A 23,092-nucleotide genomic window follows, 5' to 3' on the forward strand; every position below is an offset into this window, starting at 1 on the left:
GGTTATGAACGCAATCTATCTCAATGAAGCACAGCTTTCGCTGGATGATTTCGCCACCGTATCACAGCAGACCCTGCATCAACAGGATTACCCGCTGGCGCACGGCGCACAACGGAATGTTTTGATTTATCAGGCTGAGTCGCTGATCAATGCCGCCCGTGACGATCGCCAGTCGGTGCTCAGTGAACTGCATCGGGCGCTCTCATCCGGGCCTGGCGTATTTGTTGTTAAAGGGCTGTACCGCGATCTGGCGGCCGTCGACCGCAGCAGTCAGTTGTTTGAGGAGATCCTGCGTGATGAGGCGGCCTCCGGCGGCGGCGGCGATCATTTTGCCAGGGCTGGCAGCAATGGACGCATCTGGAATGCCCTGCAAAAAGTGGCAGAACGCGATGCCGATGCCTTTATCGATTACTACGGAAATCCCCTGCTGGCGCTGATCTGCGAAAGCTGGGTCGGGCCGGGCTATGAGATCACCGCACAGGTGAATCAGGTACGGCCGGGCGGTAAAGCACAGCAGCCACACCGCGATTATCATCTGGGTTTCCAGAGTAATGAGGTTGTGGCCCGCTTCCCGCTGCCTTTACAGATCCTGTCGCAGTATCTCACCCTGCAAGGCGCGGTAGCGCATACGGAGATGCCGCTGGAATCTGGCCCAACCCAGTTGCTGCCCTTTTCCCATCAGTATGAGGGCGGGTATCTGGCCTGGCGCCAGCCCAAATTTATTGAATACTTCCAGCAGCATGCGATTCAGCTACCGCTGCAAAAAGGCGACGGGCTGTTCTTCAACCCGGCGCTGTTCCATGCGGCAGGTAATAACACCACGGCAGATCATATCCGCACGGCCAACCTGCTCCAGGTCTCTTCCAGCTTTGGCAAAACCATGGAGAAGGTCAACCACGTCAAAGTACTGCTGAGCCTCTATCCCGCTCTGCGTCAGCGCCAGCTGGAGACAGAACAGCGTCATGCGGTGATTGCCGCTGCGGCAGAGGGCTATTCGTTCCCGACCAATCTGGATACCGATCCACCGCTGGGCGGACTGGTGCCACAGACGCAGCAGGCGCTGCTGTTGCAGGCATTACAGGAGGGATGGTCGGAAGTGCACTTTGATCAGCAGTTAAGCGAGCACGTGCAGAAACGTCAGGCGTGATTTTCCGCGGGGCGACCGGTTGTTTCCTGGTCGGCCCGCATCACATCAATACCCCGCGGTTAAATCATCAATGGTGCGCGGATCTGACGCACCGTAACGCATCCCGTCCGGCCCCAGCATAATGCTCTGCGTGCTGCCCATGGCAGACATCACCTTCACATTCTGCCCCTTCTGGCTCAACAGTTTCAGTGTATCCGGGCTGAAGCCTTTCTCTACACGTAGCTGATCCGGTAACCATTGATGATGGAAGCGCGGCGCGTTGGTGGCTTCGGCGACGTTCATTCCGAAATCAATGCTGTTCACGACCATTTGCAGCACAGTAGTGATGATGCGGCTCCCGCCCGGACTGCCCGTTACCAGCCAGGTTTTCCCGTCTTTAGCGATAATGGTCGGCGACATGGAAGAGAGCGGGCGCTTGTAAGGCTGTACCGCATTGGCTTCACCGCCCACCAGCCCGTAAACGTTTGGCGTTCCCGGTTTCGCGGAGAAGTCGTCCATCTCATTATTCAGCAGAATGCCGCTGTTACCGGCGACAATTCCGCTGCCGAAATTGGTGTTCAACGTGTAGGTAACCGCTACCGCATTGCCGTCTTTATCCACCACCGAGAAGTGCGTGGTCTGATTGCTTTCATACGGGGCCAGCTTACCGGGTTTAATCTCCGCGGAAGGGCGCGCTTTGGCGACATCAATCTGCTGCGCCAGCGATTTAGCATACGCTTTGCTGGTCAGCGCCTGCCACGGCACCTTGACGAAATCCGGATCGCCCAGATATTCCGAGCGATCGGCATAGGCATATTTTTCTGCTTCCGCCATCACCTGAATGGCATCTGCGCTGCCAAATCCCATCTTCGCCAGGTCAAAGTTTTCCAGAATATTGAGGATCTGCACAATATGAATGCCGCCTGATGAGGGTGGCGGCATCGAGAAGACTTCATAGCCACGGTAGGTGCCGCTGATCGGCTTGCGCTCGATCGCACGGTAGTTCGCCAGGTCCGTTTTGCTGATAAGCCCACCGTGCTGCTGCATCTCGCCTGCGATCTCATCGGCAATTTTGCCTTTATAGAAGGCATCCGGTCCCTGCTGTGCAATCAGTTCGAGGCTGCGTGCCAGATTGCGTTGCACCAGCTTTTCGCCTTTGAGATAAGGCGTACCGTCGGCTTTAAAGAAGATGGCTTTACTGTTCGCATGCCCTACCAGCACCTCTTTACCGTAAACGTTCAGGTCATCCGCCAGCGAGTCGTTCACCACGATGCCTTTACGTGCCAGCTCAAGTGCCGGTTTGATTAAGGTACTCAGCGGCAGCGTGCCATATTTCTGACTGGCCAGTGAAAATCCTGCCACCGTTCCCGGCACGCCGGAGGCAAGATGGGAAGTCAGTGATTTTTTGCTGTCGGCGTTGCCCGCCGCATCCAGGAACATATCGCGGCTGGCGTGTACCGGAGCCATCTCGCGAAAATCAATCGAGGTGGTATTACCGGACGCGGTGCGCAACAGCATAAAACCCCCGCCGCCGAGATTCCCTGCCTGTGGATGCGTCACCGCCAGCGCATAACCCACGGCGATAGCCGCATCCACCGCATTTCCGCCCTGTTCGAGGATTTTCACCCCAACCTCTGTCGCCGTTGCATCCACCGAAGCGACCATACCGTGCTGCGCTTTCACCGGATGGAAGGTGTCCGCCCCAACCCCGTAAGAAACAGGCGGCGCAGTGGGAGCAGCACCTGCCCCCTGCCACACCAGTAACCCGGCTAACAGCGACCACGACAGGCGCTTCAGAGTAGCTTGTGTCATCATTGTTACATCCTTTAATTATATTTACGTTATGTTTGCCTTTGATAAATATGCACAAAAATGGATGAAAGGCGAATTTTAACGCAAATCAGGAACACTCCTGGCGTGCAGGGCTTGTGGCTGAAGTAGACTTAAGGCAGTAACACGGAGGAATAAAAATGAAAATGAAATGGTTAGTTATCTTTGCCGCCATTTTGCCGTTAACCGGTATGGCGAACATGCTGAGCAACAACAGCAATAACAGCAACCCACAACAGCCGGGCTACAATCCCAGCACGCAGCGTTTGCAGCAAAATATGCAGAACCAGCAGTCGCAGCAGAAGCTGAAACTCCAGCAGGATCAACAGCGTCAGCAGCAGGATTTGCAGCGGAAAATGCAGGAGCAGCGTGACAGTGCGGCCCAGCGCACCAAAGAGGGTCAGGTGAAACAGCTGCCACAGAATTGACGCTCAGGGCGAGGCATGCCGCGCCCCTACATAAATCCCATCGGTCACACGATTTGTAGGGGGCGGGCATGCCTCGCACCTACATAAAACCGTACAGCGCGATGCCCAATCAATCACACGATTCGTAGGGGTCGGGCATGCCCGACCCGCTATTCAGCGGAAATCCGGTCCAATCACATCAATGCGGTCGGTGCAGATCGCATCCACGCCCCACTGCAACAGCTCACGCGCCCGATCCGGGTTGTTAACCGTATACACCAGAATACGCAGCCCGGCCTGTTTCAGCAGTGCAACGCGCGCCTTATCCAGCAGCTTATGATTCAGGTGAATCGACACGCAGTCCAGCGTGGTGGTCAGCGCCTGCCAGTTGTCATCCCACTCATCCAGCAGCAGCCCACGTGGCAGCTCCGGTGCCGCCTGCTGTGCCGCTTCCAGCGCCTGATACGAGAACGATGACAGCAGCGGCATCACCTGCCCTTGCCACATCATCCTTGACGCCAGCGCCAGCACCCGCCCGGTTTCTGCATCCAGACCGGTGGTGGGTTTAATTTCGATATTCGCCATAAGACGATGCTGGCGGCAGCGTGCCGCGACATCAGCCAGCAGCGGCAGGCGCTCATCGGTGAACGCGCTACCAAACCAGCTACCGGCATCCAACTGGACCAGCTTGTCCCACGGCAACTGCCCTGCCACACCCCAGCCGTTGCTGGTACGGTCAAGGGTGTCATCATGCAGCAGGAAAATTTCACCGTCCTGCGACAGTTTGGCATCAAACTCAATCATCCGGTGGCCCAGTTGCGCACCGATATCGATAGCGGCCAGGGTATTTTCCGGCGCCAGTTTCCCGCCGCCGCGATGGGCAACAATGGGCGGGTATGGCCAGGTCTTATTCATTAGTCGATCCGTTGTCCATGAGGGTCAAAGAAGTGCAATGACTGCGGCGGCAGATGCAGCCACAGCGTGCTGCCCATCTCAGGTCGCACCGAATGTGGCAGGCGCACCACCAGTTTATTATTGCCCCAGCGGCCGTGTGCAAGGTTATCCGCTCCCAGCATTTCCAGCGTATCCACCACCAGTGGAATGCCGCCGTCCTGCCGGGAAGAGAGTTCAATATGCTCCGGACGAACGCCCATCGTCAATGCGCGATCGGCCCATTTTGCCTTCGGCACGCTCAGGGGAAGCGCCATACTGTCGCTGAGATTAAAACGTGAGCCGTCAGCATTCACCTGCCCTTCCAACAGGTTCATCGCCGGGGAACCAATAAAGCTGGCGACAAAACGCGTGGCCGGGCGCTCATAAATTTCCACCGGCGTACCGAGCTGTTCCAGCACGCCTTTATTCATCACCATCACCCGCTGCGCCAGCGTCATCGCTTCTACCTGGTCATGGGTCACGTACAGACTGGTGGTGTTCAGACGACGATGCAGCTGCTGCAGCTCCAGACGCATCTGCACACGCAGCCGGGCATCCAGGTTAGACAACGGTTCATCAAACAGAAATACCGCTGGTTCCCGCACAATGGCGCGCCCCATCGCCACACGCTGGCGCTGCCCACCGGACAGCTCACGCGGGCGGCGTTTCAGCAGTGCCTCCAGCTCCAGGCTGCGTGCCGCCTCCAGCACGCGCTGGCGGATCTGTTCTTTGCCCATACCGCGAATTTTCAGGCCCCAGGCCATATTCTCTTCCACGCTCATATGCGGGTAGAGTGCATAGTTTTGGAATACCATCGCGATACCGCGATCTTTTGGCTCCTCTTCGGTCACACGGCGGGTATCAATATAGATATCTCCGCTGGTCACCCGTTCCAGCCCGGCCACCATGCGCAGCAGTGTCGATTTTCCACAGCCGCTTGGCCCGACCATCACCATAAACTCACCGTCGCGGATTGAGACATCCAGCGGCTGAATAATCGGGTTTATCCCATCGTAGGATTTCGTTACTGCCTGAAGTCTTACACCTGCCATCGTTATTTCTCACTCTCAACCAGACCGCGAACAAAGGCGCGCTGCATCACTAAAACAATCACTACCGGTGGGATCAGCGTGAGGATCATCGCCGCCATCACCAGGTTCCATTGGGTTGCCGCATCACCGGTGGCAATCATGCTGCGGATCCCCGCGACTGCCGTCCCCAGTTTGCTGTCGCTGACAATCAGCAACGGCCACATGTACTGGTTCCAGCCGTAGATAAAGGTGATGACGAACAGCGCTGCCAGATTGGTTTTCGACAGCGGCAGTACGATGTCCCAGAAGAAGCGCATCGGGCTGGCACCATCAATACGTGCAGCCTCCATCAGTTCATCAGGCAGCGTCATAAAGAACTGACGGAACAGGAACGTGGCGGTGGCCGACGCCATCAGTGGCAGAGTTAACCCGCTGTAGCTATCGAGCATATTGAGGTCGGCGATCACATCCACCGTCGGGAAAATACGCACCTCAACCGGCAGCATCAGGGTGATAAAAATCATCCAGAAAAACAGGTTACGCAGCGGGAAGCGGAACCACACCAGCGCAAAAGCCGACAGCATAGAGACGGTAATTTTTCCGGTGGTGATCGCCAGCGCCATGATCAGGCTGTTAAACAGCATGGTGCTGAAGGGCGCGCTGTTTTGCCCCACGCCGTGGGTCCAGATACTGGAAATGTTATCCCACAGGTGCGTACCGGGGATGAGCGGCATCGGCACCTGAAACACCTGTTCCGTACTGAGAGTGGCGGCAATAAACGCCACATACAGCGGGAACAGCACGGTGAGGATACCGAGGCCCAGCAGGGTATGGCTGAAAATATCCAGCCCGCGTCGGTTTTCGATCATTGGTAGCGCACCTTCTTCTCGACATAGCGGAACTGAATCACCGTCAGAATAATCACCAGCACCATCAGCACCACGGACTGCGCAGAGGACGAGGAGAGATCCAGACCGGCAAAGCCTTCACGGTAAATTTTATAAATCAGCGTCGTCGTCGCCTGTACCGGGCCACCGCCCGTGGCGGCATCAATCACCGGGAAGGTATCGAAGAAGGCGTACACCAGATTCACGACCACCAGGAAGAAACCCACCGGGGCGATCAGCGGCAACGACAGGCTGAAGAAACGCCGCACCGGGCCTGCGCCGTCAATCGCGGCCGCCTCCACCAGGGATTTCGGAATGGACTGCAACGCCGCAAAAAAGAACAGGAAGTTGTAGCTCATTTGCTGCCAGATCGAGGCCAATACCACCAGGAACATCGCCTGGCCGCTATTTTGCGCGTGGTTCCAGCTGTAACCCAGCAGTCCTAAGAAATGGGTAATCAGACCGAGGCCGGGGCTGAACAGAAACATCCACAGCACCGCCGCCACCGCAGGGGCCACCGCATAAGGCAGCAGCATCAGCGTCTGATAAAAGCGTTTAAGGCGCAGCACGTAGTCGACCAGCGCAGCAAATAACAGTGACACCACCAGACCAATTACGGTGACCAGACCGCTGAACACCAGCGTGGTCCAGAAGGAATCAAGGTAGTAGCTGTCGCTAAACAGGCGAATAAAGTTTTCCAGTCCGACAAACGTGCTGGAGATGCCGAAAGGATCGACGTTTTGGACCGAGTACCACAGGGCTTCGCCCGCGGGCCAGAGGAAGAAAATGATCGTGATTAACAGCTGTGGCAGCACCAGCAGGTAGGGCAGTGCTTTGGCGCGAAATACGGGACGAGGTTGGGACATAAAGGTTTATCTCGTGCGAAAAACGTCACAGGGGCCGACCGCTGTTCTGGTCGGCCCTGATGGGCGGATCGGGGATCCACCCCTACATGCGTCTACGTTATTTGGTCTGTTGTTCGAAACGACGCAGCAGTTGATTACCACGTTCAACGGCGCTATCCAGTGCCGCCTGCGGGGTTTTCTTGCCCGTCCAGACGCTTTCCAGCTCCTCATCCACCACGGTACGGATCTGCGGCATATTGCCCAGACGCATCCCTTTGGTGAACGGCAGTGGATCTTTGTTCAGCATCTGACGCGTCGCAATGTCTGCACCCGGATTCTTGTCATAGAAACCCTGCTGTTTGGTCAGCTCATACGCGGCCGTGGTGATCGGCAGGTAACCGGTTTTCTGGTGCCATTCAGCAGCAATTTCTGGTTTCGCCAGGAACTGCATGAACTTGGCGACGCCTTTGTAGGTTTCTGCATCTTTGTTTTTCATGACCCACAGGCTGGCCCCACCGATGATGGCGTTCTGTGGCGCGTTCGGCACGGTTGCATCGTACGGCATCATGCCTACGCCGTAGTTGAACTTGGCGTGGCTACGGATATCCGCCAACGAGCCGGAAGAGGCGGTGGTGATGGCACAGTCGCCGTTATAGAACTTGGCGGTGGATTCATCTTTACGGCCGAAGTAGGTGAAATCACCCTTCTTATTCATCTCTTCCAACAGGGCAATGTGGCGAACCTGCGTCGGTTTGTTGAATTCCAGTACCGCGTCAGTGCCGTCAAAACCGTTGTTTTTGGTGGCAACGGGCAGACCATGCCAGGCGCTGAAGTTCTCAATCTGGATCCAGCCCTGCCAGCCGCTGGCGTAACCACAGGTCATGCCCGCTTTACGCAGTGCTTCCGTATATTTCGCCAGATCCTGCCAGGTTTTTGGCGGCTGCTCTGGGTCAAGGCCGGCTTTTTTAAAGGCGTCTTTGTTGTAGTACAGCACCGGGGTAGAGCTGTTAAAAGGCTGGGAGATCAGCTGGCCTTTGGAATCGCTGTAATAGCCCGCCACGGCGGGCACAAACTGCTTCGGATCCATCGCAATGCCCGCGTTTTTAAACACTTCATTGACCGGAACAATCGCTTTCGATGCCATCATCGTGGCCGTACCGACTTCGTACACCTGCAAAATCGCTGGGGCTTTGCCAGAACGAATGGCAGCAATACCCGCTGACATGCTCTGCTCGTAGTTACCTTTGTAGGTTGGCACGATTTTATAGTCAGGGTTTTCTGCGTTAAAGCGGGTGGCCAGCGAGTTAACTTCTTCACCCAGCGCACCTTCCATTGAGTGCCAGAATGGGATCTCAGTGGCGGCCAGCGCATTGGCGCTAAGAGTCAGTCCCAGTACCACGCTAAGTGCGGTATGACGAAAGGCGATTGATGACATGTCGGTTTCCTGTACCCGGTGTTGTAAGGCGCGTTATCGCGCATTCTTTGAGTCGGGAGGTAACATGACATGCGAAAATGACAGAAAAATAACGAAGTTATGACAGTGAGGTGACAGCGAGGTGACGGTCGGGGATGCATTATTGATATCGGGCGAGGCATGCCTCGCCCCAACGGATAACGTAGGGGTCGGGCATGCCCGCCCTGTTTTACTGGCATGCCCGCCCCGGACATTAACCGCCTAAATACGCACTACGTACCGCTTCATTGGCCAACAACGCAGCCCCGGTATCTTCCAGCACCACATGACCGTTTTCGAGCACGTAGCCCCGGTCGGCCAGCTTCAGCGCCTGGTTGGCATTCTGTTCAACGAGGAAAATCGTCATGCCTTCCTGACGCAGCTGTTCGATGGTGTCGAAAATCTGCTGGATAATGATCGGGGCCAGGCCCAGCGATGGCTCGTCCAGCAGCAACAGACGCGGCTGGCTCATCAGCGCACGGCCAATGGCCAGCATCTGCTGTTCACCGCCAGACATGGTGCCGGCACGCTGTACACGGCGCTCATAAAGACGGGGGAACAGCTCATACACACGTTTGATGCGCTGCTGATACTGCTGACGCTCGGCAAAGAAACCGCCCATTGCCAGATTCTCATCCACCGTCATACGCGAGAAGACGCGACGCCCTTCCGGCACAATGGCAATCGCCTCACGCATAATACGCGCCGTCTGCCAGTCGGTAATGTCTTTACCGTCGAAGGTAATTGACCCCTCGGTGGCACGCGGTTCCCCGCACAGCGTCCCGAGAATGGTGGTTTTACCCGCACCGTTCGCACCAATCAGGGTGACAATTTCGCCCTGATTAATATGCAGACTGACATTGTGCAACGCCTGTATTTTGCCGTAATGCGCACTGATATTATTCAGGGAAAGCATAGCCTGACTCATATTATGCTTCTCCCAGATAAGCACGGATCACGTCCGGGTTATTACGGATCTCATCCGGCGTACCGTTAGCCAGCGGCGTTCCCTGGTTGACCACGTAAATACGATCAGAAATACCCATTACCAGTTTCATATCATGTTCAATCAACAGTACCGAAACGTTGTGCTGGTTGCGCAGTTCCGCAATCAGCTCATCCAGTTCGTGAGTTTCTTTCGGGTTCAGGCCGGCTGCCGGTTCATCCAGCATCAGGATTTCCGGACGCGTCACCATGCAGCGGGCGATCTCAAGACGGCGTTGCTGCCCGTAAGCGAGGTTACCCGCCTGGCGGTTAGCCAGCGCCAGCAACCCGACACGGTCCAGCCAGGTGGCTGCGCGATCAAGCGCTTCGCTTTCCGCTTTGCGGAAGGCTGGCGTTTTCAACAGACCCGAGAACACGCCGCTTTTCAGGTGCTGATGCTGGGCAACCAGCAGGTTTTCAATCACCGTCATCTCGCGGAACAGGCGCACATGCTGGAAGGTACGGACAATCCCCATGCGTGCGATTTTCTGCCCGGGCAGACCCGCAAGCTGCTTGTCCCCCAGCGTGATGGAGCCACCCGTCGGGCGATAGAACCCCGTCAGGCAGTTAAACACCGTGGTTTTACCAGCGCCATTCGGGCCGATAAGCGAGACGATTTCCTGCGGGCGCAGCTCCAGTTCCACATTATTGACGGCCAGCAAACCACCAAAACGCATCATCAGGCCATTAACGGATAACAGAGGCTGAGTCATGCCTGGTCTCCTTTTTCTGCCGTTTTCAACTTCAGATGCGGGCGCTTCATCGGTAACAGCCCCTGTGGACGCCAGATCATCATCAATACCATTAAGCCACCGAGCACCAGCATGCTGTACTCGTTAAGATCGCGCATCAGTTCACGTGACACCACCAGCAGGATCGCGGCAAGAATCACGGCAAACTGCGATCCCATGCCGCCCAGTACCACGATCGCCAGCACAAACGCCGACTCGGCAAAGGTGAAGGATTCCGGGCTGACAAAGCCCTGACGGGCGGCAAACAGGCAGCCAGCGAAACCGGCAAAGGCCGCACTGATGGTGAAGGCGGTCAGCTTGATGCGCGTTGGGCTGAGGCCCAGCGAGCGGCAGGCAATCTCATCTTCACGCAGGGCTTCCCACGCGCGGCCCAGCGGCATACGCAGCAGACGGTTGATCACAAACAGCGTGATCACCACCAGCAGCAGCGCCACCATATACAGGAAGATAATACGGTCGCTCGGGTCATACTTCAGGCCGAAGAAGTTATGGAACGTATCCCAACCGCCGTCACGTGCGCTGCGGTTAAACTCCAGCCCAAAAAGAGAAGGTTTCGGGATCTGGCTGATGCCGTTCGGGCCACCGGTAATCTCTGTATTGTTCAGCAGCAGAATACGCACGATTTCACCGAAACCGAGGGTAACAATCGCCAGATAGTCACCGCGCAGACGCAGTACCGGGAAGCCCAGCAGCAGACCAAACGCCGCAGCGACCAGACCTGCCAGCGGCAGGCTCTCCCAGAACCCCAGGCCATAGTAGTGGTTGAGCAGCGCAAAGGTGTAAGCACCGATGGCATAAAAACCGCCATAACCCAGCACCAGCAACCCCGACAGCCCCACCACCACGTTCAGGCCAAGGCCCAACATGACGTAAATCAGCGTCAGGGTGGCGATATCCACCGTGCCGCGTGACACCAGGAACGGCCACACGGCGGCGGCAACAATTAAAGCCAGCAGAAACAGTTTTTGCTTCGGGGTTGAACCATCAATCCCCGGCAGGACCAGCGACGGACCGGAGACTTTTTTCAGGCTGCTCTGCACCAGCGGGCGCAGCAGCTGGAACAAAAACACCACACCACAGCCCAGCGCAATCCAGTTCCAGCGCACGTTGCCCGCGTTATTAACCACCAGTTTGGTGCCATCGAGATCCAGCCGCATTCCCATAAAGAATGCCGCCAACACCAATAGCATCAGCGATGAGACAAGGGCGTTAAGCAGGTTGAGCTTTTTCATACTTTCTCAACCTCCGGACGACCAAGAATACCGGTAGGCATCACCAGCAGCACCACAATCAGCAGCGCGAACGACACTACATCTTTATATTCCGTGCTGAGGTAGGCGGAGGTCAGGGCTTCTGCAATCCCCAGAATCAGGCCACCGATCATTGCACCGGGAATGCTCCCGATGCCACCCAGCACGGCAGCGGTGAAGGCTTTCATCCCGGCCATAAAACCGATATAAGGGCTGATCACGCCGTAGAACTGGCCCAGCAGCACGCCGGCCACCGCCGCCATTGCCGCACCAATCACGAAGGTCAGTGAGATCACCCGGTCGGTGTTAATGCCCAGCAGGCTGGCCATTTTCAGATCTTCAGCACAGGCGCGACAGGCACGGCCCATACGTGAGTAGCGGATAAATATCGTCAGCGCCAGCATGGCGAGGAACGTCACGCTCCAGATCACGATCTGCATGGTGGAAATGGTCGCTGCAAAGCCATTGCTTTCGCCAATCGTCCACTGTCCGGTCACCAGACTTGGCAGCGCGAGATCGCGCGAGCCCTGGGTCAGGCTGACGTAGTTTTGTAAGAAGATTGACATCCCGATGGCGGAGATCAGGGCAATCAGGCGCTTGGACGATCGCACAGGCTTATACGCCACGCGCTCAATACTCCAGCCATAACAGGAGGCGATCACCACGGCGACAACGAAGCCGCTGCCAATCAGCAACCAGCTGGCATCAATCCCCATCATCATCAATGCGGCGATGACGATGAACGAGACGTAGCTGCCGATCATATACACTTCGCCGTGGGCAAAGTTAATCATGCCGATGATGCCGTACACCATGGTGTAACCAATGGCGATCAGCGCATAGGTGCTGCCCAACGTCACACCGTTGAACATTTGCTGCAAGAAATAGAGAAACTGCTCGGACATACCTTAATACCTTACGAATCCACCTGCACAGCGGGTGCAGGTGGATGAAAACGACAAAGGGCCGGGCCCGCCCGCCCCCTACGGGGATGCGCTGAGCTACCCCAAGGATCCCCGTTATTCCGGGGATTCACCGGGTTACCCCACGGATCTGCATTATTCCGTAGGGGCCAGGCACGCCTGACCCGCAGCCTGGTTTATTTCACGGCAGTGGAAGAGCCGTCAGCGTGCCACTTGAATACACCAAACTCGAAGCCTTTCAGATCGCCCTTCTCATCCCAGTTGAGGTCACCCATCACCGTTGGTACTGCTGCGCCTTCTTTCAGGTTTTTCACGATAGCTTCCGGCTCTGCGCTCTTGCTGCGCTCCATACCGGCGGCCAGTGACTGCAAGGCAGCGTAGGTTGTCCAGACGAATGGACCTGTAGAGTCTTCTTTTTTCGCTTTCAGCGCATCAACGATAGGTTTGTTGGCAGGCACCTGGTCATAACGTTTTGGCAGCGTCACCAGCATCCCTTCGGAAGCCGCACCCGCGATGTTCGACAGGGAAGCGTTACCCACACCTTCCGGGCCCATAAACTGGGTTTTCAGACCGGCCGCACGTGCCTGGCGCAGGATCTGACCCATTTCCGGGTGGTAACCGCCAAAATAGACGAAGTCGACGTTGTCTTTCTTCAAACGCGCCACCAGCGTAGAGAAATCTTTGTCGCCTGCGGTCACACCTTCAAACAGCACCACGTTGCCGCCCGCTTTTTTCAGGCTGTCCTGTACGGAACGCGCCAGGCCTTCACCGTACTGCTGCTTATCGTGAACCACGGCAATACGCTGCGGTTTAATCTCACTCAGGATGTATTTTGCGGCGGTCGGACCCTGGTCAGAGTCAAGACCGGTCGTACGCATAATCAGCTTATAGCCACGGCTGGTCAGGTCTGGTGCGGTTGCTGCCGGGGTAATCATCAGCACGCCTTCATCTTCATAGATATCAGAAGCAGGCTGGGTAGAAGAAGAGCACAGGTGGCCGATGACGTAACGGATACCGTCGTTAATCACTTTGTTGGCGACTGCAACCGCCTGCTTAGGATCGCAAACGTCGTCATACTTCACTGCGACCAGTTTGTCGCCGTTAACACCGCCTTTAGCGTTGATATCGGCAATGGCCTGCTGCGCACCTGTCCACTGCATGTCGCCATACTGGGCCACCGGGCCGGACATCGCACCCACGATGGCCACTTTGATGTCTTTTGCCATTGCTGCATGGCTCATTGCCAGGGCAACACAGCCCGCCAGGAACGCACTACCTTTACTCATTTTCATCCGAACTACCCCATCTGTTGTGGTTACTATTTATTATGTGCCATGTAATCAGCGATAAACGCTTAACTAAGAACGAGTTAGAGTGATTACCGGCATTTTTTATGAATAAGGCTTTAAATTTCAGGTTATTAAACAGGAATATTCTGCTGTAAATCAACTGACATATTCAGTAAATAGCGGGAGCCACAGGACAATTCACTAACACGAACGGTGGCATTTTAGCCGAATACCCAGGAGTTTATGCTGGCTGATAAATCATCAACAATGATTTACTCGGCATAAAGGACAGAGACTCAACACATCGCCTCGTTTTTGTACGCAAAAACTAACACGTTATAGTATGGTCAACTTCGCTACAATATGCCTTTCTCACGTACGGGTTATTCCGATGAAACTGACTATCATCCGCCTGCAACAGTTCTCAGAGCAGGATCGCAGTGATTTAAAAAAAATCTGGCCTGAGCTTGAGACTCAGGTGCTGGAAGCCACACTGAACGAACAACATCAACTGTATGCGGCACGCTTTAACGATCGGCTGTTGGCAGCCGTTAACGTCGAGATCACGGCCAGTGAGGGGCGATTATCGCAGCTCGATGTGCGTGAAGTTACCCGCAGACGCGGTGTCGGCCTTTACTTAGTAGAAGAGGTGTTGGCACAAAACCCGGCAGTACAGCACTGGTCGGTTGCCGGGGATGGCACCTCAGACTCCGTGGTCATAGCCGCCTTTATGCAGGCGGCCGGGTTTACACAGCAGAACGGTGAGTGGGCTTATAACAGCCAGCAGAGCAGATAAAACGCCAGCAGGGTCAGCAGCACGCTGAAAATCATATTTCTTACCCATGCCGCGATAACCACCCCAACAACGGCACCTGACAGGTAAGGGTTATCCGGCAGACTGCGCAGCATACCGTCTTGCAGCAAAATGATCGGCCCACAGATTGCCGTCAGTAGACAAGGGGCGGAATAGTTTAGCGCCTGGCGCAACGGCGTCGGTAACCGGACAGGCACGCGCGGCTCCAGAAACAGATAACGATTGAAAAACACCAACCCTGCCAGGCTGAGCAACAGTAGCCAGCTCATTGCACTTCTCCCCGGGCACGCGCCACCATCACCGCTATCGCCATACCCGTTAATCCCGCCAGCATCACCGCCCCGTCGACCTGCATCAGGCTGAAGACCATCGACAGCACCAGTGAACTCAGTACACCAGCCAGTACGCTGAGGCGCTTTATCATCGGCACCACAAGGGTAATAAAGGTCGCGACAATCGAGAAATCAAGATGATAACGCGACAGATCGGGGATCGAGGCCGCCAGTAATATTCCGGCCAGACTGAACAGATTCCAGCAGAGGTAAAAGGTCAGTCCGGCACCGATCAGGTAACCCGGCGTCAGGGATCGTGCTGCCTTTTGTCCACTGCTCAGGGCGAACAGTTCATCACACAGCAGGAAGCCCGTGGGCAGGCGGAAGCGGGCCGGAAAGCGCGACACGGTATCGCGCAGGCTGAGCGCATAAAGAAAGTGCTGTGAGGTAATGAAAAACACCGACAGTACGATGGTGGTGACTCCGGCGCCAGAGGTCAGCAGGCCTAGCGTGACTAACTGCGCCGCCCCGGCAAAGACCAGCGCCGACATCCCGACGCTTTGCGGTAACGTTAGTCCGGACTGCACTGCCATCGATCCGGCCAGTATCCCCCAGGGCACCACAGACAGGCACAGCGGCAGCATATTCACTGCGCCGGTAAAAAAGCCAGACCAGCAATGAGCATCTTGCGGCGGCTGGGGTGAACTTAGTGTGTCTGACATAGATAATGTGCTCCTCTGAATAAAATCAGTGAGCAGTGTGAAGACGTGACGGGATGAAGGATTGAATAAAATTGCGCGGGGAATTAGCGCGATGCTCCCGGTTTTATTGCCCGCAGATAGTCGCCGGGTGTGACGCCCATGGAGTTTTTGAAATGACGAGTGAAATGACTCTGATCGGAGAATCCGCACAGCGTAGAGACCTGAGCCAGCGTTTCCCCGCGCCCTAGCCGTTCACGTGCTTTACGCAGGCGTGCCTGCACCAGCCAGGCGTGTGGCGTCATACCCGTGCTCTTTTTAAACTGACGCAGAAAATGCCACGGACTGAGCCCGGCAACATCGGCCAGCTGTTGCAGTGACCAGTTCTGTTCTGGAGCCGCCGCCATTAAGTCCTTCACCGGTAACAGCGCCCGACCAGCCTCGGGCATCACCAGCGTCGCGGGACGCGTCCGGCTGTAACGAACCATCAACCAGGAAAATGCCGTCAGCAATAATGACTCTTTCAGCAGGCTGTTGCCCGGCTGCGGCAACAGCGAGAAAGCCAGCCGCAGCTGAGCAGAGAGTGCCGGATCGTGCAGCACCGCATCAGGAAACCACGGGACCGGGCCTGCATCGCTGCCTGACACGGCCGCCAGCCGCGCAAACAGGTCGGGATGCGGATAAATTGCACGATACGACCAGCCGCCAGCGACTTCCGAACAGCCGGTGTGCACTTCATCGGCATTGACCAGAATAATGTCACCGCTGGGCGCAACATGGTCTCCCCCGGATCGCCAGAAGCGCTGCGCGCCGGTTTCTATCACCCCAACGCAGAAGGTCTCATGCACATGGCGCGGGAAACGACGGCGGTGATAATTCGCCTCCAGCATGCTCAGTCCATCAAATTCCTCGAAGCAAAACAGCGTGGCCTTCTCTTCGGGGGCGGCGTTTGCGTCCATTTTCATTCCGGGTAGTAGAACAAAATTGCTCTTTGCTCAGGGTTAAAACCCTCACTTTACGTCAGCGGCGGGGAAATTTCTTGTTTTGCACGCCAGCAGAAAACAAAAAACCGCCCCGAAAGGCGGTTTTTAACGTCAGGGCCAACAGGCCTGTCCAGACAGAAGGTGCTATCAGGCTTCAATCGCCAGACGCAGTTTCTTCATGGCGTTCTTTTCAAGCTGACGCACACGCTCTGCGGAAACGCCGTACTGATCGGCCAGCTCCTGCAGGGTGGTTTTGTTGTCGTCGTCCAGCCAGCGGGCGCGGATAATATGCTGACTGCGTTCGTCCAGCCCCAGCATCGCATCACTCAGCTTATCAGCCGCGTGATCGTCCCAGTTATCTTCCTCAATACCATTCGCAAAGTCGGAAGACTTATCCTGCAGGTAGAGCATCGGCGCCATTGAACGCCCTTCGCCTTCGTCGTCCGGCGTTGGGTCAAAGGTCATGTCCTGCGCGGCCATGCGCGATTCCATTTCCAGCACGTCTTTGCTGCTGACGCCCAGTTCACGCGCCACCATTTCGACTTCTTCCTGGTTGAACCAGCCCAAACGCTGCTTAGCTTTACGCAGGTTAAAGAACAGCTTACGTTGTGCTTTGGTGGTGGCAACTTTCACAATACGCCAGTTACGCAGAACGTATTCATGAATTTCGGCTTTGATCCAATGCACAGCAAAGGACACCAGGCGCACCCCCACTTCCGGGTTAAAACGGCGCACAGCTTTCATCAGGCCGATGTTACCTTCCTGGATCAAGTCTGCCTGCGGCAGGCCATAACCAGAATAGTTACGAGCAACATGAACGACAAAGCGCAGGTGAGACAGGATCAGCGTTTTAGCTGCTTCCAGATCGCCCTGGTAATGCAGCTGTTCAGCCAACGCTTTTTCCTCTTCTGCCGTCAGCATAGGCCAGGCATTAGCTGCCCGGATGTACGCATCCAGGTTGCCTAAGGGAGCAATAGCTAAAGTTTGCATTTCTTTGGTCATTCAAATCCTCTCTGTGTTAAGCGTGGTGACAGCGCCAGTCCCTGACGCGCTGACTACACTACGCGAATTGCCGACAAAAATCGAAAGCAATCTGTGCGAAGCTTTGGGTCTAAATCTGCCTACTATGATGCTAAAACCACCCAAAAGTTCAATCAGATTAGTGGAGGTTTTACACATAATATGCGGCGCATGAAAGGAGCAGAATCGCAGGGGGAAGTGACAAGTTGATGAACTTCCTCTGCGGTAAACTCTCACGCAGCAGAGGAAGATTATATCAAAAAAACGTGTAAAGGGGTTACTGAGGCGTAAATCGGCGTAAATGTTGTACCGTTGCCAGCCACGCGGCCACCCAGCCAATCATTGCGGCAATCAGCAGCAGCAGCAGGCTTTCATCCCACGCCAGACCGTGCAACCCGAAGGTAGTGCCAAACACAGAAGCCACCTGAGCCACCACCGACTCAAGCCGCAGCACCAGCACTTCAGACAGCACCAGTGACAACAGTGCACCACAGAAGCCCAACAGTGCGCCGCCGTATAGGAAAGGTCGCAGAATAAAACCATCGGTGGCACCAATCAGCTTTTGCACATTAATGGTGTCACGCCGGGCAAAAATACTGAGACGTACGCTGTTACCAATCACCAGGAACACAGCCACAATCATCAGAATACCAATCATTGATGCAACCTGTCCCACCAGCCCGGTCAGCGCCGCCAGGCGGGCAAACCAGCTGTCATCCATCTTCACTTCATCAATACCCTGCACTTTTGACACGCGGTCACGCAGGCTATCCATGGTGGATGAGTTCTGGAAATTCAGCTTCGGCGTAATGATCGCAACCGCTGGCAGCGGGTTCTGCTCCAGCATGTCCATCGCACCGCCAAAACCAGACCAGTTACGGAATTCGCCCAGCGCCTCTTCGCGTGACAGGTAGTTAACTTTGTCGACGCCCTCTTCTTTTTTCAACTGCGCCACGACATTTTCAGCGGCGTCGTTATCCAGTGTTTTGCTCAGATAAACGGTCAGTTGCGGGGCGGGATACCACTGATCTGCCGCCTGACTCACATTTTTCCAGACCATATAGCAGACACTGGGCAGCGTCAGAGAAATGGCGATGACCATTACTGTCAGCAACGTGGCCAGCGGCTGGCGCCACATGTCAGAGAGTGAGCCATGCATTGCATAACGCCACTGCTCTTGCCATCCGCCTTTTAGCGCTTTGCTTTTAGATGGCACCTTCTGCTTCACCGCTTTGGCTGCTGCCGGGCGGGGATTGCGCTTATTCGCCACGATGACCTCCGTGCAAACGTCCCTGGTTTAGCGTCATCAGTCGATACTGACGGCTGCCAATCAGTCCCATATCATGCGTCGCCATCAGAACGGTGACGCCCACACGGTTGAACTCTTCAAACAGACGCAGAATATCTTCTGATAATGCCTCATCGAGGTTACCGGTTGGTTCATCCGCCAGCAGAACGGCGGGCTTGTTGACGACCGCACGGGCGATGCCCACACGCTGTTGTTCACCGCCAGACAGCTGAATCGGGAAGCTTTTTGCTTTATCGAGCAGGCCAACTTTATCCAGTGCGGCTGAAACGCGACGGCGAATATCTTCACCGCTGGCCCCGCTGATAATCAGCGGGATCGCCACGTTGTCATACACCGAGCGATCCATCAGCAGATGGTGATCCTGGAAGATCATACCGATCTGACGGCGCAGAAACGGGACTTCACGGCTTTTCAGACGGCTGATGTCGTGGCCGCCAAACCAGATATGCCCGGCACTCGGGCGCTCAATGCCACAGATCAGCTTCAGCAAGGTACTTTTCCCCGCCCCGGAATGTCCGGTCAGAAACGCCATTTCGCCAGGACGCAGATGAAAATCTACCCCCTGCAGCGCTTGCCGACCGCCGAGATAAGCCTTACTGACTTCTTCAAAGCGAATCATCCTAATTTAATCCTCTCGGGCAAAAAGTGCCTCTATAAAATCGTCAGCCTTAAACGATCGTAAATCTTCAATACCTTCGCCAACGCCGATGTAGCGAATCGGAATGTTGAACTGATCTGCCACCGAGAAGATCACCCCACCTTTCGCTGTACCGTCAAGCTTGGTCAGGGTAATCCCGGTCAGGCCGACGGCCTCGTGGAACAGTTTAGTCTGGCTGATGGCATTCTGGCCGGTGCTGGCATCGATTGTCAGCATTACCTCATGCGGCGCCTGGTCGTCGAGCTTCTTCATCACGCGGGTGATTTTTTTCAGCTCTTCCATCAGGTGCGATTTATTCTGTAAACGCCCGGCCGTATCGGCGATCAACACGTCAACGTGGCGCGCCTTCGCAGCCTGGATGGCATCGAAGATCACTGAGGCGGAATCTGCGCCAGTATGCTGCGCCACGACGGGAATATTGTTTCGTTCTCCCCACACCTGCAACTGCTCAACGGCAGCGGCACGGAAAGTATCGCCTGCGGCCAGCATTACGGATTTACCTTCAGCCTGGAACTGACGCGCCAGCTTGCCGATAGTGGTGGTTTTACCCACACCATTGACGCCGACCATCAGGATAACAAACGGCGTTTTCCCCGTAACATCCAGCGGCGCTTCAACCTTAGCAAGAATCTCAGCCATTTCGCTTTTCAGCAGGCCGTACAACGCTTCGGCATCACGTAACTGCTTACGGCTCGCCTGCGCCGTCAGGCTGGCAATAATGCGACGCGTGGTATCTACGCCAACGTCCGCAATCAGCAGCTGCTCTTCCAGCTCTTCAAACAAATCGTCATCAATTTTTTTGCCACGGAACAGGCCGATGAAACCAGAACCCAGATTTTCACGGGTTTTGACCAGGCTGCGCTTCAGACGGGCAAAGAAACCTTCTTTGGTCGGGCGAACTTGCTCCACCACTGGCTGAAGTTCTTCTTCCATAACCTCAGCGGCCAGGGCAGCCGCTTCGGCTTCGGCACGGGCAGCCGCTTCGGCTTCAGCACGGGCTGCCGCTTCGGCTTCAGCACGGGCTGCCGCTTCGGCTTCAGCACGGGCTGCCGCTTCGGCTTCAGCACGGGCTGCCGCTTCGGCTTCGGCACGGGCTGCCGCTTCGGCTTCAGCACGGGCTGCCGCTTCGGCTTCAGCACGGGCTGCCGCTTCGGCTTCAGCACGGGCTGCCGCTTCGGCTTCAGCACGGGCAGCCACTTCGGCTTCGGCACGGGCAGCCGCTTCAGCTTCAGCACGGGCTGCCGCTTCGGCTTCAGCACGGGCTGCCGCTTCGGCTTCAGCACGGGCTGCCGCTTCGGCTTCAGCACGGGCTGCCGCTTCGGCTTCAGCACGGGCTGCCGCTTCGGCTTCAGCACGGGCTGCCGCTTCGGCTTCGGCACGGGCTGCCGCTTCGGCTTCAGCACGGGCTGCCGCTTCGGCTTCAGCACGGGCTGCCGCTTCGGCTTCAGCACGGGCTGCCGCTTCGGCTTCAGCACGGGCTGCCGCTTCGGCTTCGGCACGGGCTGCCGCTTCGGCTTCAGCACGGGCTGCCGCTTCGGCTTCAGCACGGGCTGCCGCTTCGGCTTCAGCACGGGCTGCCGCTTCGGCTTCAGCACGGGCAGCTACTTCGGCTTCGGCACGGGCAGTCGCTTCAGCTTCAGCACGGGCAGCTACTTCGGCTTCAGCACGGGAAGCCGCTTCGGCTTCGGCACGAGCTGCCGCTTCGGCTTCAGCACGGGCAGCCGCTTCAGCTTCAGCACGGGCAGCCGCTTCGGTTTCAGCACGGGCAGCCGCTTCGGTTTCAGCACGGGCAGCCGCTTCGGCTTCAGCACGGGCAGTCGCTTCAGCTTCAGCACGGGCAGTCGCTTCAGCTTCAGCACGGGCAGCCGCTTCGGTTTCGGCGTTGTGAGCGTTTTCAGGGGCAGAGTCAGCGGCAGGGGGCACTTCCGCTGGCGTATCGGCAGAGGGCTGCGGTGATAACGTTTCTTTTACTTCTTCCTGTGGCGTCTGTTCTTCGCGCCCCAGACCAAGCCAGGAAAAAAAGCCACGTTTTTTATTCTTTGCCATGGTGCAACCACACTCCTCGCGGGAAAACCGTTCCGGTTCCGGTACGAAAATTAATCTGTTAATTAATCTCTTAGTCTAACACTTTCTGCCAAGCGCATCACAGCACCCTTTTTACGTTTCCTCCGCCCGGTTAGCCCGTTAAACTATGCAACAAATTATTAAGAGTTCAGCAAGATGAATAAGAAACCCCGCAGCGGCGCAGCAGGACAAATACGTATTATTGGTGGGCAGTGGCGCGGTCGTAAGCTGCCGGTTCCCGACAGCGCGGGCCTGCGCCCGACCACTGACCGGGTACGCGAAACCCTGTTCAACTGGCTGGCCGCTGATATTCAGCAGGCAAAATGCCTCGACTGCTATGCGGGGAGCGGTGCACTCGGTCTGGAAGCACTGTCACGCCATGCTGCCAGCGCCACATTGCTGGAGCTGGAGCGCCCGGTGGCACAGCAGCTGTAAAAAAACCTCGCGACCCTTGGAGCGAAGAGCGGACGCGTGGTCAATACCAACACCCTGCAATTTCTGGCGCAAAAAGGGGATGAACATCAGCTGGTCTTTATCGATCCACCGTTTCGTCAGGGACTGCTGGAGAAAACCACCCAGTTACTGGAGAGCAACGGCTGGCTGAGCGATGGCGCGCTGGTGTATGTTGAAAGTGAAGTGGAGCACGGCATCCCGCCCGTCCCGGTAAACTGGCAGCTTCACCGCGAGAAAATTGCCGGACAGGTAGCCTACCGCCTGTATATTCGTCACCGTGTTGACAAGGAGATTTCCAATGCTGATTAATGCAGGCCGCGTGCTGATGCTGTTCGTCTGGGCCTTTTTACTGCTTAACGTGGTACACCCGTTCCCGAAACCGCTCACGTACTTTGTTAATGTCGCGCTGTTTTTCATGGTGATTATGCATGGTCTGCAACTGGTGCTGATGCGCACCACTCAACCGAAAGGCGCAGAAAAACTGAGCGGCCTGATGCAGATTAAAGTGTTTTTCTTCGGGGTATTTGAACTGCTGGCCTGGCAAAAGAAGAATTTTCCTAAGCAGTAACCCACCGCGTTCCCTCATCAAGTTCGGAGTCTGTGTGCCGGAAAGATCATTTTCCGGCATCGCATCAGGGTGCTGTCTCAGGCACAAAACTGATAAAGCGTGAACCTTTGACCTTCAGCTCACCTTTACTGCCCTTATCGATCTGATGATAGTCCCCGGCAGTTAACTCCAGCTTAAAATCACCTGCCCCGTTTAACGGGTGGAACCAGGCTTCATAACGCATATCCTCTACCGGAATATGTTCGCGCTGGCGTGAACGGCGGTTCGGTGCCGGGTATTCTCGCTTGGATTTCACTTCCACCACCAGAGACCGTACCGGCGAAGCATCATTAACCGCCACTTCACGCCGCTGCTTAATAAATTGACGGGTTGCTAAGATGGCGATCACGGCCAGTACGATAAAAAAGATCAGAGGGGGCTTCATGTTTTCTTCATCCTCCTGAAGGTAAAAAGGTGAGTATGTGCATCGCGTGCGCAACAGGATACAACCGGAGACCTCTCATTGTCACATCACCCCCCCTTCACCTAGACTGAGTGAAGTTG

General features: G+C 56.0%; 23 protein-coding genes and 1 pseudogene. 5 read left to right on the plus strand and 19 right to left on the minus strand.

From position 1 onward, the window contains the following. Nucleotides 1-4 precede the first annotated feature (4 nt). Entirely contained in the window at nt 5-1,147 is a 1,143-nt protein-coding gene (locus WH277_RS02965) for a phytanoyl-CoA dioxygenase family protein (protein ID WP_159337831.1), read from the plus strand. A 45-nt stretch (nt 1,148-1,192) separates the two neighbouring features. On the opposite strand, the gene ggt is transcribed toward WH277_RS02965, so the two are convergent. After that, on the minus strand, nt 1,193-2,941 hold the full coding sequence (ggt, locus tag WH277_RS02970) for a gamma-glutamyltransferase (RefSeq protein ID WP_133846624.1): 1,749 nt from the start codon (nt 2,939-2,941) through the stop codon (nt 1,193-1,195). Nucleotides 2,942-3,096: 155 nt separating this feature from the next. Between ggt and WH277_RS02975 the strand changes: the two genes are divergently transcribed. After that, nucleotides 3,097-3,384, plus strand: coding sequence for a DUF2756 domain-containing protein (locus WH277_RS02975; protein WP_133846623.1), 288 nt, complete (start codon nt 3,097-3,099; stop codon nt 3,382-3,384). A gap of 153 nt (nt 3,385-3,537) precedes the next feature. On the opposite strand, the gene ugpQ is transcribed toward WH277_RS02975, so the two are convergent. The 10 genes from ugpQ to WH277_RS03025 form a co-directional block, all read right to left on the minus strand. Beyond that, on the minus strand, nt 3,538-4,278 hold the full coding sequence (ugpQ, locus tag WH277_RS02980; RefSeq protein ID WP_159337827.1) for a glycerophosphodiester phosphodiesterase: 741 nt from the start codon (nt 4,276-4,278) through the stop codon (nt 3,538-3,540). Beyond that, nucleotides 4,278-5,348 (minus strand): sn-glycerol-3-phosphate import ATP-binding protein UgpC, encoded by a 1,071-nt coding sequence (locus tag WH277_RS02985; protein WP_339504302.1) that lies wholly within the window; start codon nt 5,346-5,348, stop codon nt 4,278-4,280. Before WH277_RS02985 ends, ugpQ begins: the two co-directional genes overlap by 1 nt. Before the next feature lie 2 nt (nt 5,349-5,350). Further along, the gene (gene ugpE, locus WH277_RS02990) at nt 5,351-6,196 is read right to left on the minus strand and encodes a sn-glycerol-3-phosphate ABC transporter permease UgpE (protein ID WP_133846620.1); all 846 of its coding nucleotides are present in this window, start codon (nt 6,194-6,196) and stop codon (nt 5,351-5,353) included. Beyond that, nucleotides 6,193-7,080 carry a sn-glycerol-3-phosphate ABC transporter permease UgpA gene (ugpA, locus tag WH277_RS02995; RefSeq protein ID WP_227535572.1) on the minus strand — a complete coding sequence of 296 codons (888 nt, stop codon included), beginning with the start codon at nt 7,078-7,080 and terminating at the stop codon, nt 6,193-6,195. The genes ugpE and ugpA overlap by 4 nt, the downstream gene beginning before the upstream one ends. Before the next feature lie 97 nt (nt 7,081-7,177). Further along, nucleotides 7,178-8,494, minus strand: a complete 1,317-nt coding sequence (gene ugpB / locus WH277_RS03000; RefSeq protein WP_133846618.1) for a sn-glycerol-3-phosphate ABC transporter substrate-binding protein UgpB — start codon at nt 8,492-8,494, stop codon at nt 7,178-7,180. Nucleotides 8,495-8,726: 232 nt separating this feature from the next. Then, entirely contained in the window at nt 8,727-9,440 is a 714-nt protein-coding gene (livF, locus tag WH277_RS03005; RefSeq protein WP_062747708.1) for a high-affinity branched-chain amino acid ABC transporter ATP-binding protein LivF, read from the minus strand. Between the two features lies 1 nt (nt 9,441). Further along, entirely contained in the window at nt 9,442-10,209 is a 768-nt protein-coding gene (livG, locus tag WH277_RS03010) for a high-affinity branched-chain amino acid ABC transporter ATP-binding protein LivG (RefSeq protein WP_339504305.1), read from the minus strand. Further along, nucleotides 10,206-11,480, minus strand: coding sequence for a high-affinity branched-chain amino acid ABC transporter permease LivM (locus WH277_RS03015; RefSeq protein ID WP_133846616.1), 1,275 nt, complete (start codon nt 11,478-11,480; stop codon nt 10,206-10,208). The genes livG and WH277_RS03015 overlap by 4 nt, the downstream gene beginning before the upstream one ends. Then, entirely contained in the window at nt 11,477-12,403 is a 927-nt protein-coding gene (livH, locus tag WH277_RS03020; RefSeq protein WP_133846615.1) for a high-affinity branched-chain amino acid ABC transporter permease LivH, read from the minus strand. Before livH ends, WH277_RS03015 begins: the two co-directional genes overlap by 4 nt. 194 nt (nt 12,404-12,597) lie before the next feature. Further along, nucleotides 12,598-13,713: a branched-chain amino acid ABC transporter substrate-binding protein gene (locus tag WH277_RS03025; RefSeq protein WP_133846614.1), complete on the minus strand. Its 1,116-nt coding sequence runs from the start codon at nt 13,711-13,713 to the stop codon at nt 12,598-12,600. A gap of 388 nt (nt 13,714-14,101) precedes the next feature. Here WH277_RS03025 and panM point away from each other — a divergent pair, with 388 nt between their 5' ends. Further along, nucleotides 14,102-14,506, plus strand: a complete 405-nt coding sequence (gene panM, locus WH277_RS03030) for an aspartate 1-decarboxylase autocleavage activator PanM (protein WP_159337818.1) — start codon at nt 14,102-14,104, stop codon at nt 14,504-14,506. Here panM and WH277_RS03035 read toward each other — a convergent pair. The 7 genes from WH277_RS03035 to ftsY form a co-directional block, all read right to left on the minus strand. Then, entirely contained in the window at nt 14,482-14,793 is a 312-nt protein-coding gene (locus WH277_RS03035) for an AzlD domain-containing protein (RefSeq protein WP_159337816.1), read from the minus strand. The two genes, panM and WH277_RS03035, sit on opposite strands and share 25 nt — an antisense overlap. After that, a complete protein-coding gene (locus WH277_RS03040; protein WP_159337814.1) occupies nt 14,790-15,518 on the minus strand; it encodes an AzlC family ABC transporter permease in 729 nt (242 codons plus the stop codon). Before WH277_RS03040 ends, WH277_RS03035 begins: the two co-directional genes overlap by 4 nt. A gap of 83 nt (nt 15,519-15,601) precedes the next feature. Further along, on the minus strand, nt 15,602-16,453 hold the full coding sequence (locus WH277_RS03045) for an AraC family transcriptional regulator (protein WP_133846610.1): 852 nt from the start codon (nt 16,451-16,453) through the stop codon (nt 15,602-15,604). Between the two features lie 171 nt (nt 16,454-16,624). Continuing rightward, a complete protein-coding gene (rpoH, locus tag WH277_RS03050) occupies nt 16,625-17,479 on the minus strand; it encodes an RNA polymerase sigma factor RpoH (protein WP_133846609.1) in 855 nt (284 codons plus the stop codon). 295 nt (nt 17,480-17,774) lie between these two features. After that, nucleotides 17,775-18,767, minus strand: a complete 993-nt coding sequence (ftsX, locus tag WH277_RS03055) for a permease-like cell division protein FtsX (RefSeq protein WP_133846608.1) — start codon at nt 18,765-18,767, stop codon at nt 17,775-17,777. Further along, on the minus strand, nt 18,757-19,425 hold the full coding sequence (gene ftsE / locus WH277_RS03060; protein ID WP_133846607.1) for a cell division ATP-binding protein FtsE: 669 nt from the start codon (nt 19,423-19,425) through the stop codon (nt 18,757-18,759). The genes ftsX and ftsE overlap by 11 nt, the downstream gene beginning before the upstream one ends. Before the next feature lie 6 nt (nt 19,426-19,431). Continuing rightward, entirely contained in the window at nt 19,432-21,510 is a 2,079-nt protein-coding gene (gene ftsY / locus WH277_RS03065) for a signal recognition particle-docking protein FtsY (RefSeq protein WP_339504311.1), read from the minus strand. A gap of 174 nt (nt 21,511-21,684) precedes the next feature. Here ftsY and rsmD point away from each other — a divergent pair. Together rsmD and WH277_RS03075 are read left to right on the plus strand one after the other, a co-directional pair. After that, nucleotides 21,685-22,290: pseudogene (rsmD, locus tag WH277_RS03070) on the plus strand (16S rRNA (guanine(966)-N(2))-methyltransferase). Continuing rightward, nucleotides 22,280-22,549 (plus strand): DUF1145 family protein, encoded by a 270-nt coding sequence (locus WH277_RS03075; protein WP_133844253.1) that lies wholly within the window; start codon nt 22,280-22,282, stop codon nt 22,547-22,549. Before rsmD ends, WH277_RS03075 begins: the two are co-directional and overlap by 11 nt. Nucleotides 22,550-22,613: 64 nt before the next feature. Here the strand turns inward: WH277_RS03075 and WH277_RS03080 are convergent, their stop codons facing one another. Next, nucleotides 22,614-22,973, minus strand: coding sequence for a DUF2500 domain-containing protein (locus WH277_RS03080; RefSeq protein WP_133844255.1), 360 nt, complete (start codon nt 22,971-22,973; stop codon nt 22,614-22,616). Between the last annotated feature and the right edge of the window lie 119 nt (nt 22,974-23,092).

Origin of the sequence: Erwinia sp. MYb416 (genome assembly GCF_037479575.1) — a bacterium.
In the GTDB taxonomy this organism is placed as follows: Bacteria; Pseudomonadota; Gammaproteobacteria; order Enterobacterales; family Enterobacteriaceae; genus Erwinia; species Erwinia rhapontici.

Excerpts from the sequence above, each read along its gene's own strand:
- WH277_RS02965 (WP_159337831.1), top strand. The coding sequence starts at position 5 with ATGAACGCAATCTATCTCAATGAAGCACAGCTTTCGCTGGATGATTTC.
- ggt (WP_133846624.1), bottom strand. The coding sequence starts at position 2,941 with ATGATGACACAAGCTACTCTGAAGCGCCTGTCGTGGTCGCTGTTAGCC.
- WH277_RS02975 (WP_133846623.1), top strand. The coding sequence starts at position 3,097 with ATGAAAATGAAATGGTTAGTTATCTTTGCCGCCATTTTGCCGTTAACC.
- ugpQ (WP_159337827.1), bottom strand. The coding sequence starts at position 4,278 with ATGAATAAGACCTGGCCATACCCGCCCATTGTTGCCCATCGCGGCGGC.
- WH277_RS02985 (WP_339504302.1), bottom strand. The coding sequence starts at position 5,348 with ATGGCAGGTGTAAGACTTCAGGCAGTAACGAAATCCTACGATGGGATA.
- ugpE (WP_133846620.1), bottom strand. The coding sequence starts at position 6,196 with ATGATCGAAAACCGACGCGGGCTGGATATTTTCAGCCATACCCTGCTG.
- ugpA (WP_227535572.1), bottom strand. The coding sequence starts at position 7,080 with ATGTCCCAACCTCGTCCCGTATTTCGCGCCAAAGCACTGCCCTACCTG.
- ugpB (WP_133846618.1), bottom strand. The coding sequence starts at position 8,494 with ATGTCATCAATCGCCTTTCGTCATACCGCACTTAGCGTGGTACTGGGA.
- livF (WP_062747708.1), bottom strand. The coding sequence starts at position 9,440 with ATGAGTCAGGCTATGCTTTCCCTGAATAATATCAGTGCGCATTACGGC.
- livG (WP_339504305.1), bottom strand. The coding sequence starts at position 10,209 with ATGACTCAGCCTCTGTTATCCGTTAATGGCCTGATGATGCGTTTTGGT.
- WH277_RS03015 (WP_133846616.1), bottom strand. The coding sequence starts at position 11,480 with ATGAAAAAGCTCAACCTGCTTAACGCCCTTGTCTCATCGCTGATGCTA.
- livH (WP_133846615.1), bottom strand. The coding sequence starts at position 12,403 with ATGTCCGAGCAGTTTCTCTATTTCTTGCAGCAAATGTTCAACGGTGTG.
- WH277_RS03025 (WP_133846614.1), bottom strand. The coding sequence starts at position 13,713 with ATGAAAATGAGTAAAGGTAGTGCGTTCCTGGCGGGCTGTGTTGCCCTG.
- panM (WP_159337818.1), top strand. The coding sequence starts at position 14,102 with ATGAAACTGACTATCATCCGCCTGCAACAGTTCTCAGAGCAGGATCGC.
- WH277_RS03035 (WP_159337816.1), bottom strand. The coding sequence starts at position 14,793 with ATGAGCTGGCTACTGTTGCTCAGCCTGGCAGGGTTGGTGTTTTTCAAT.
- WH277_RS03040 (WP_159337814.1), bottom strand. The coding sequence starts at position 15,518 with ATGTCAGACACACTAAGTTCACCCCAGCCGCCGCAAGATGCTCATTGC.
- WH277_RS03045 (WP_133846610.1), bottom strand. The coding sequence starts at position 16,453 with ATGGACGCAAACGCCGCCCCCGAAGAGAAGGCCACGCTGTTTTGCTTC.
- rpoH (WP_133846609.1), bottom strand. The coding sequence starts at position 17,479 with ATGACCAAAGAAATGCAAACTTTAGCTATTGCTCCCTTAGGCAACCTG.
- ftsE (WP_133846607.1), bottom strand. The coding sequence starts at position 19,425 with ATGATTCGCTTTGAAGAAGTCAGTAAGGCTTATCTCGGCGGTCGGCAA.
- ftsY (WP_339504311.1), bottom strand. The coding sequence starts at position 21,510 with ATGGCAAAGAATAAAAAACGTGGCTTTTTTTCCTGGCTTGGTCTGGGG.
- WH277_RS03075 (WP_133844253.1), top strand. The coding sequence starts at position 22,280 with ATGCTGATTAATGCAGGCCGCGTGCTGATGCTGTTCGTCTGGGCCTTT.
- WH277_RS03080 (WP_133844255.1), bottom strand. The coding sequence starts at position 22,973 with ATGAAGCCCCCTCTGATCTTTTTTATCGTACTGGCCGTGATCGCCATC.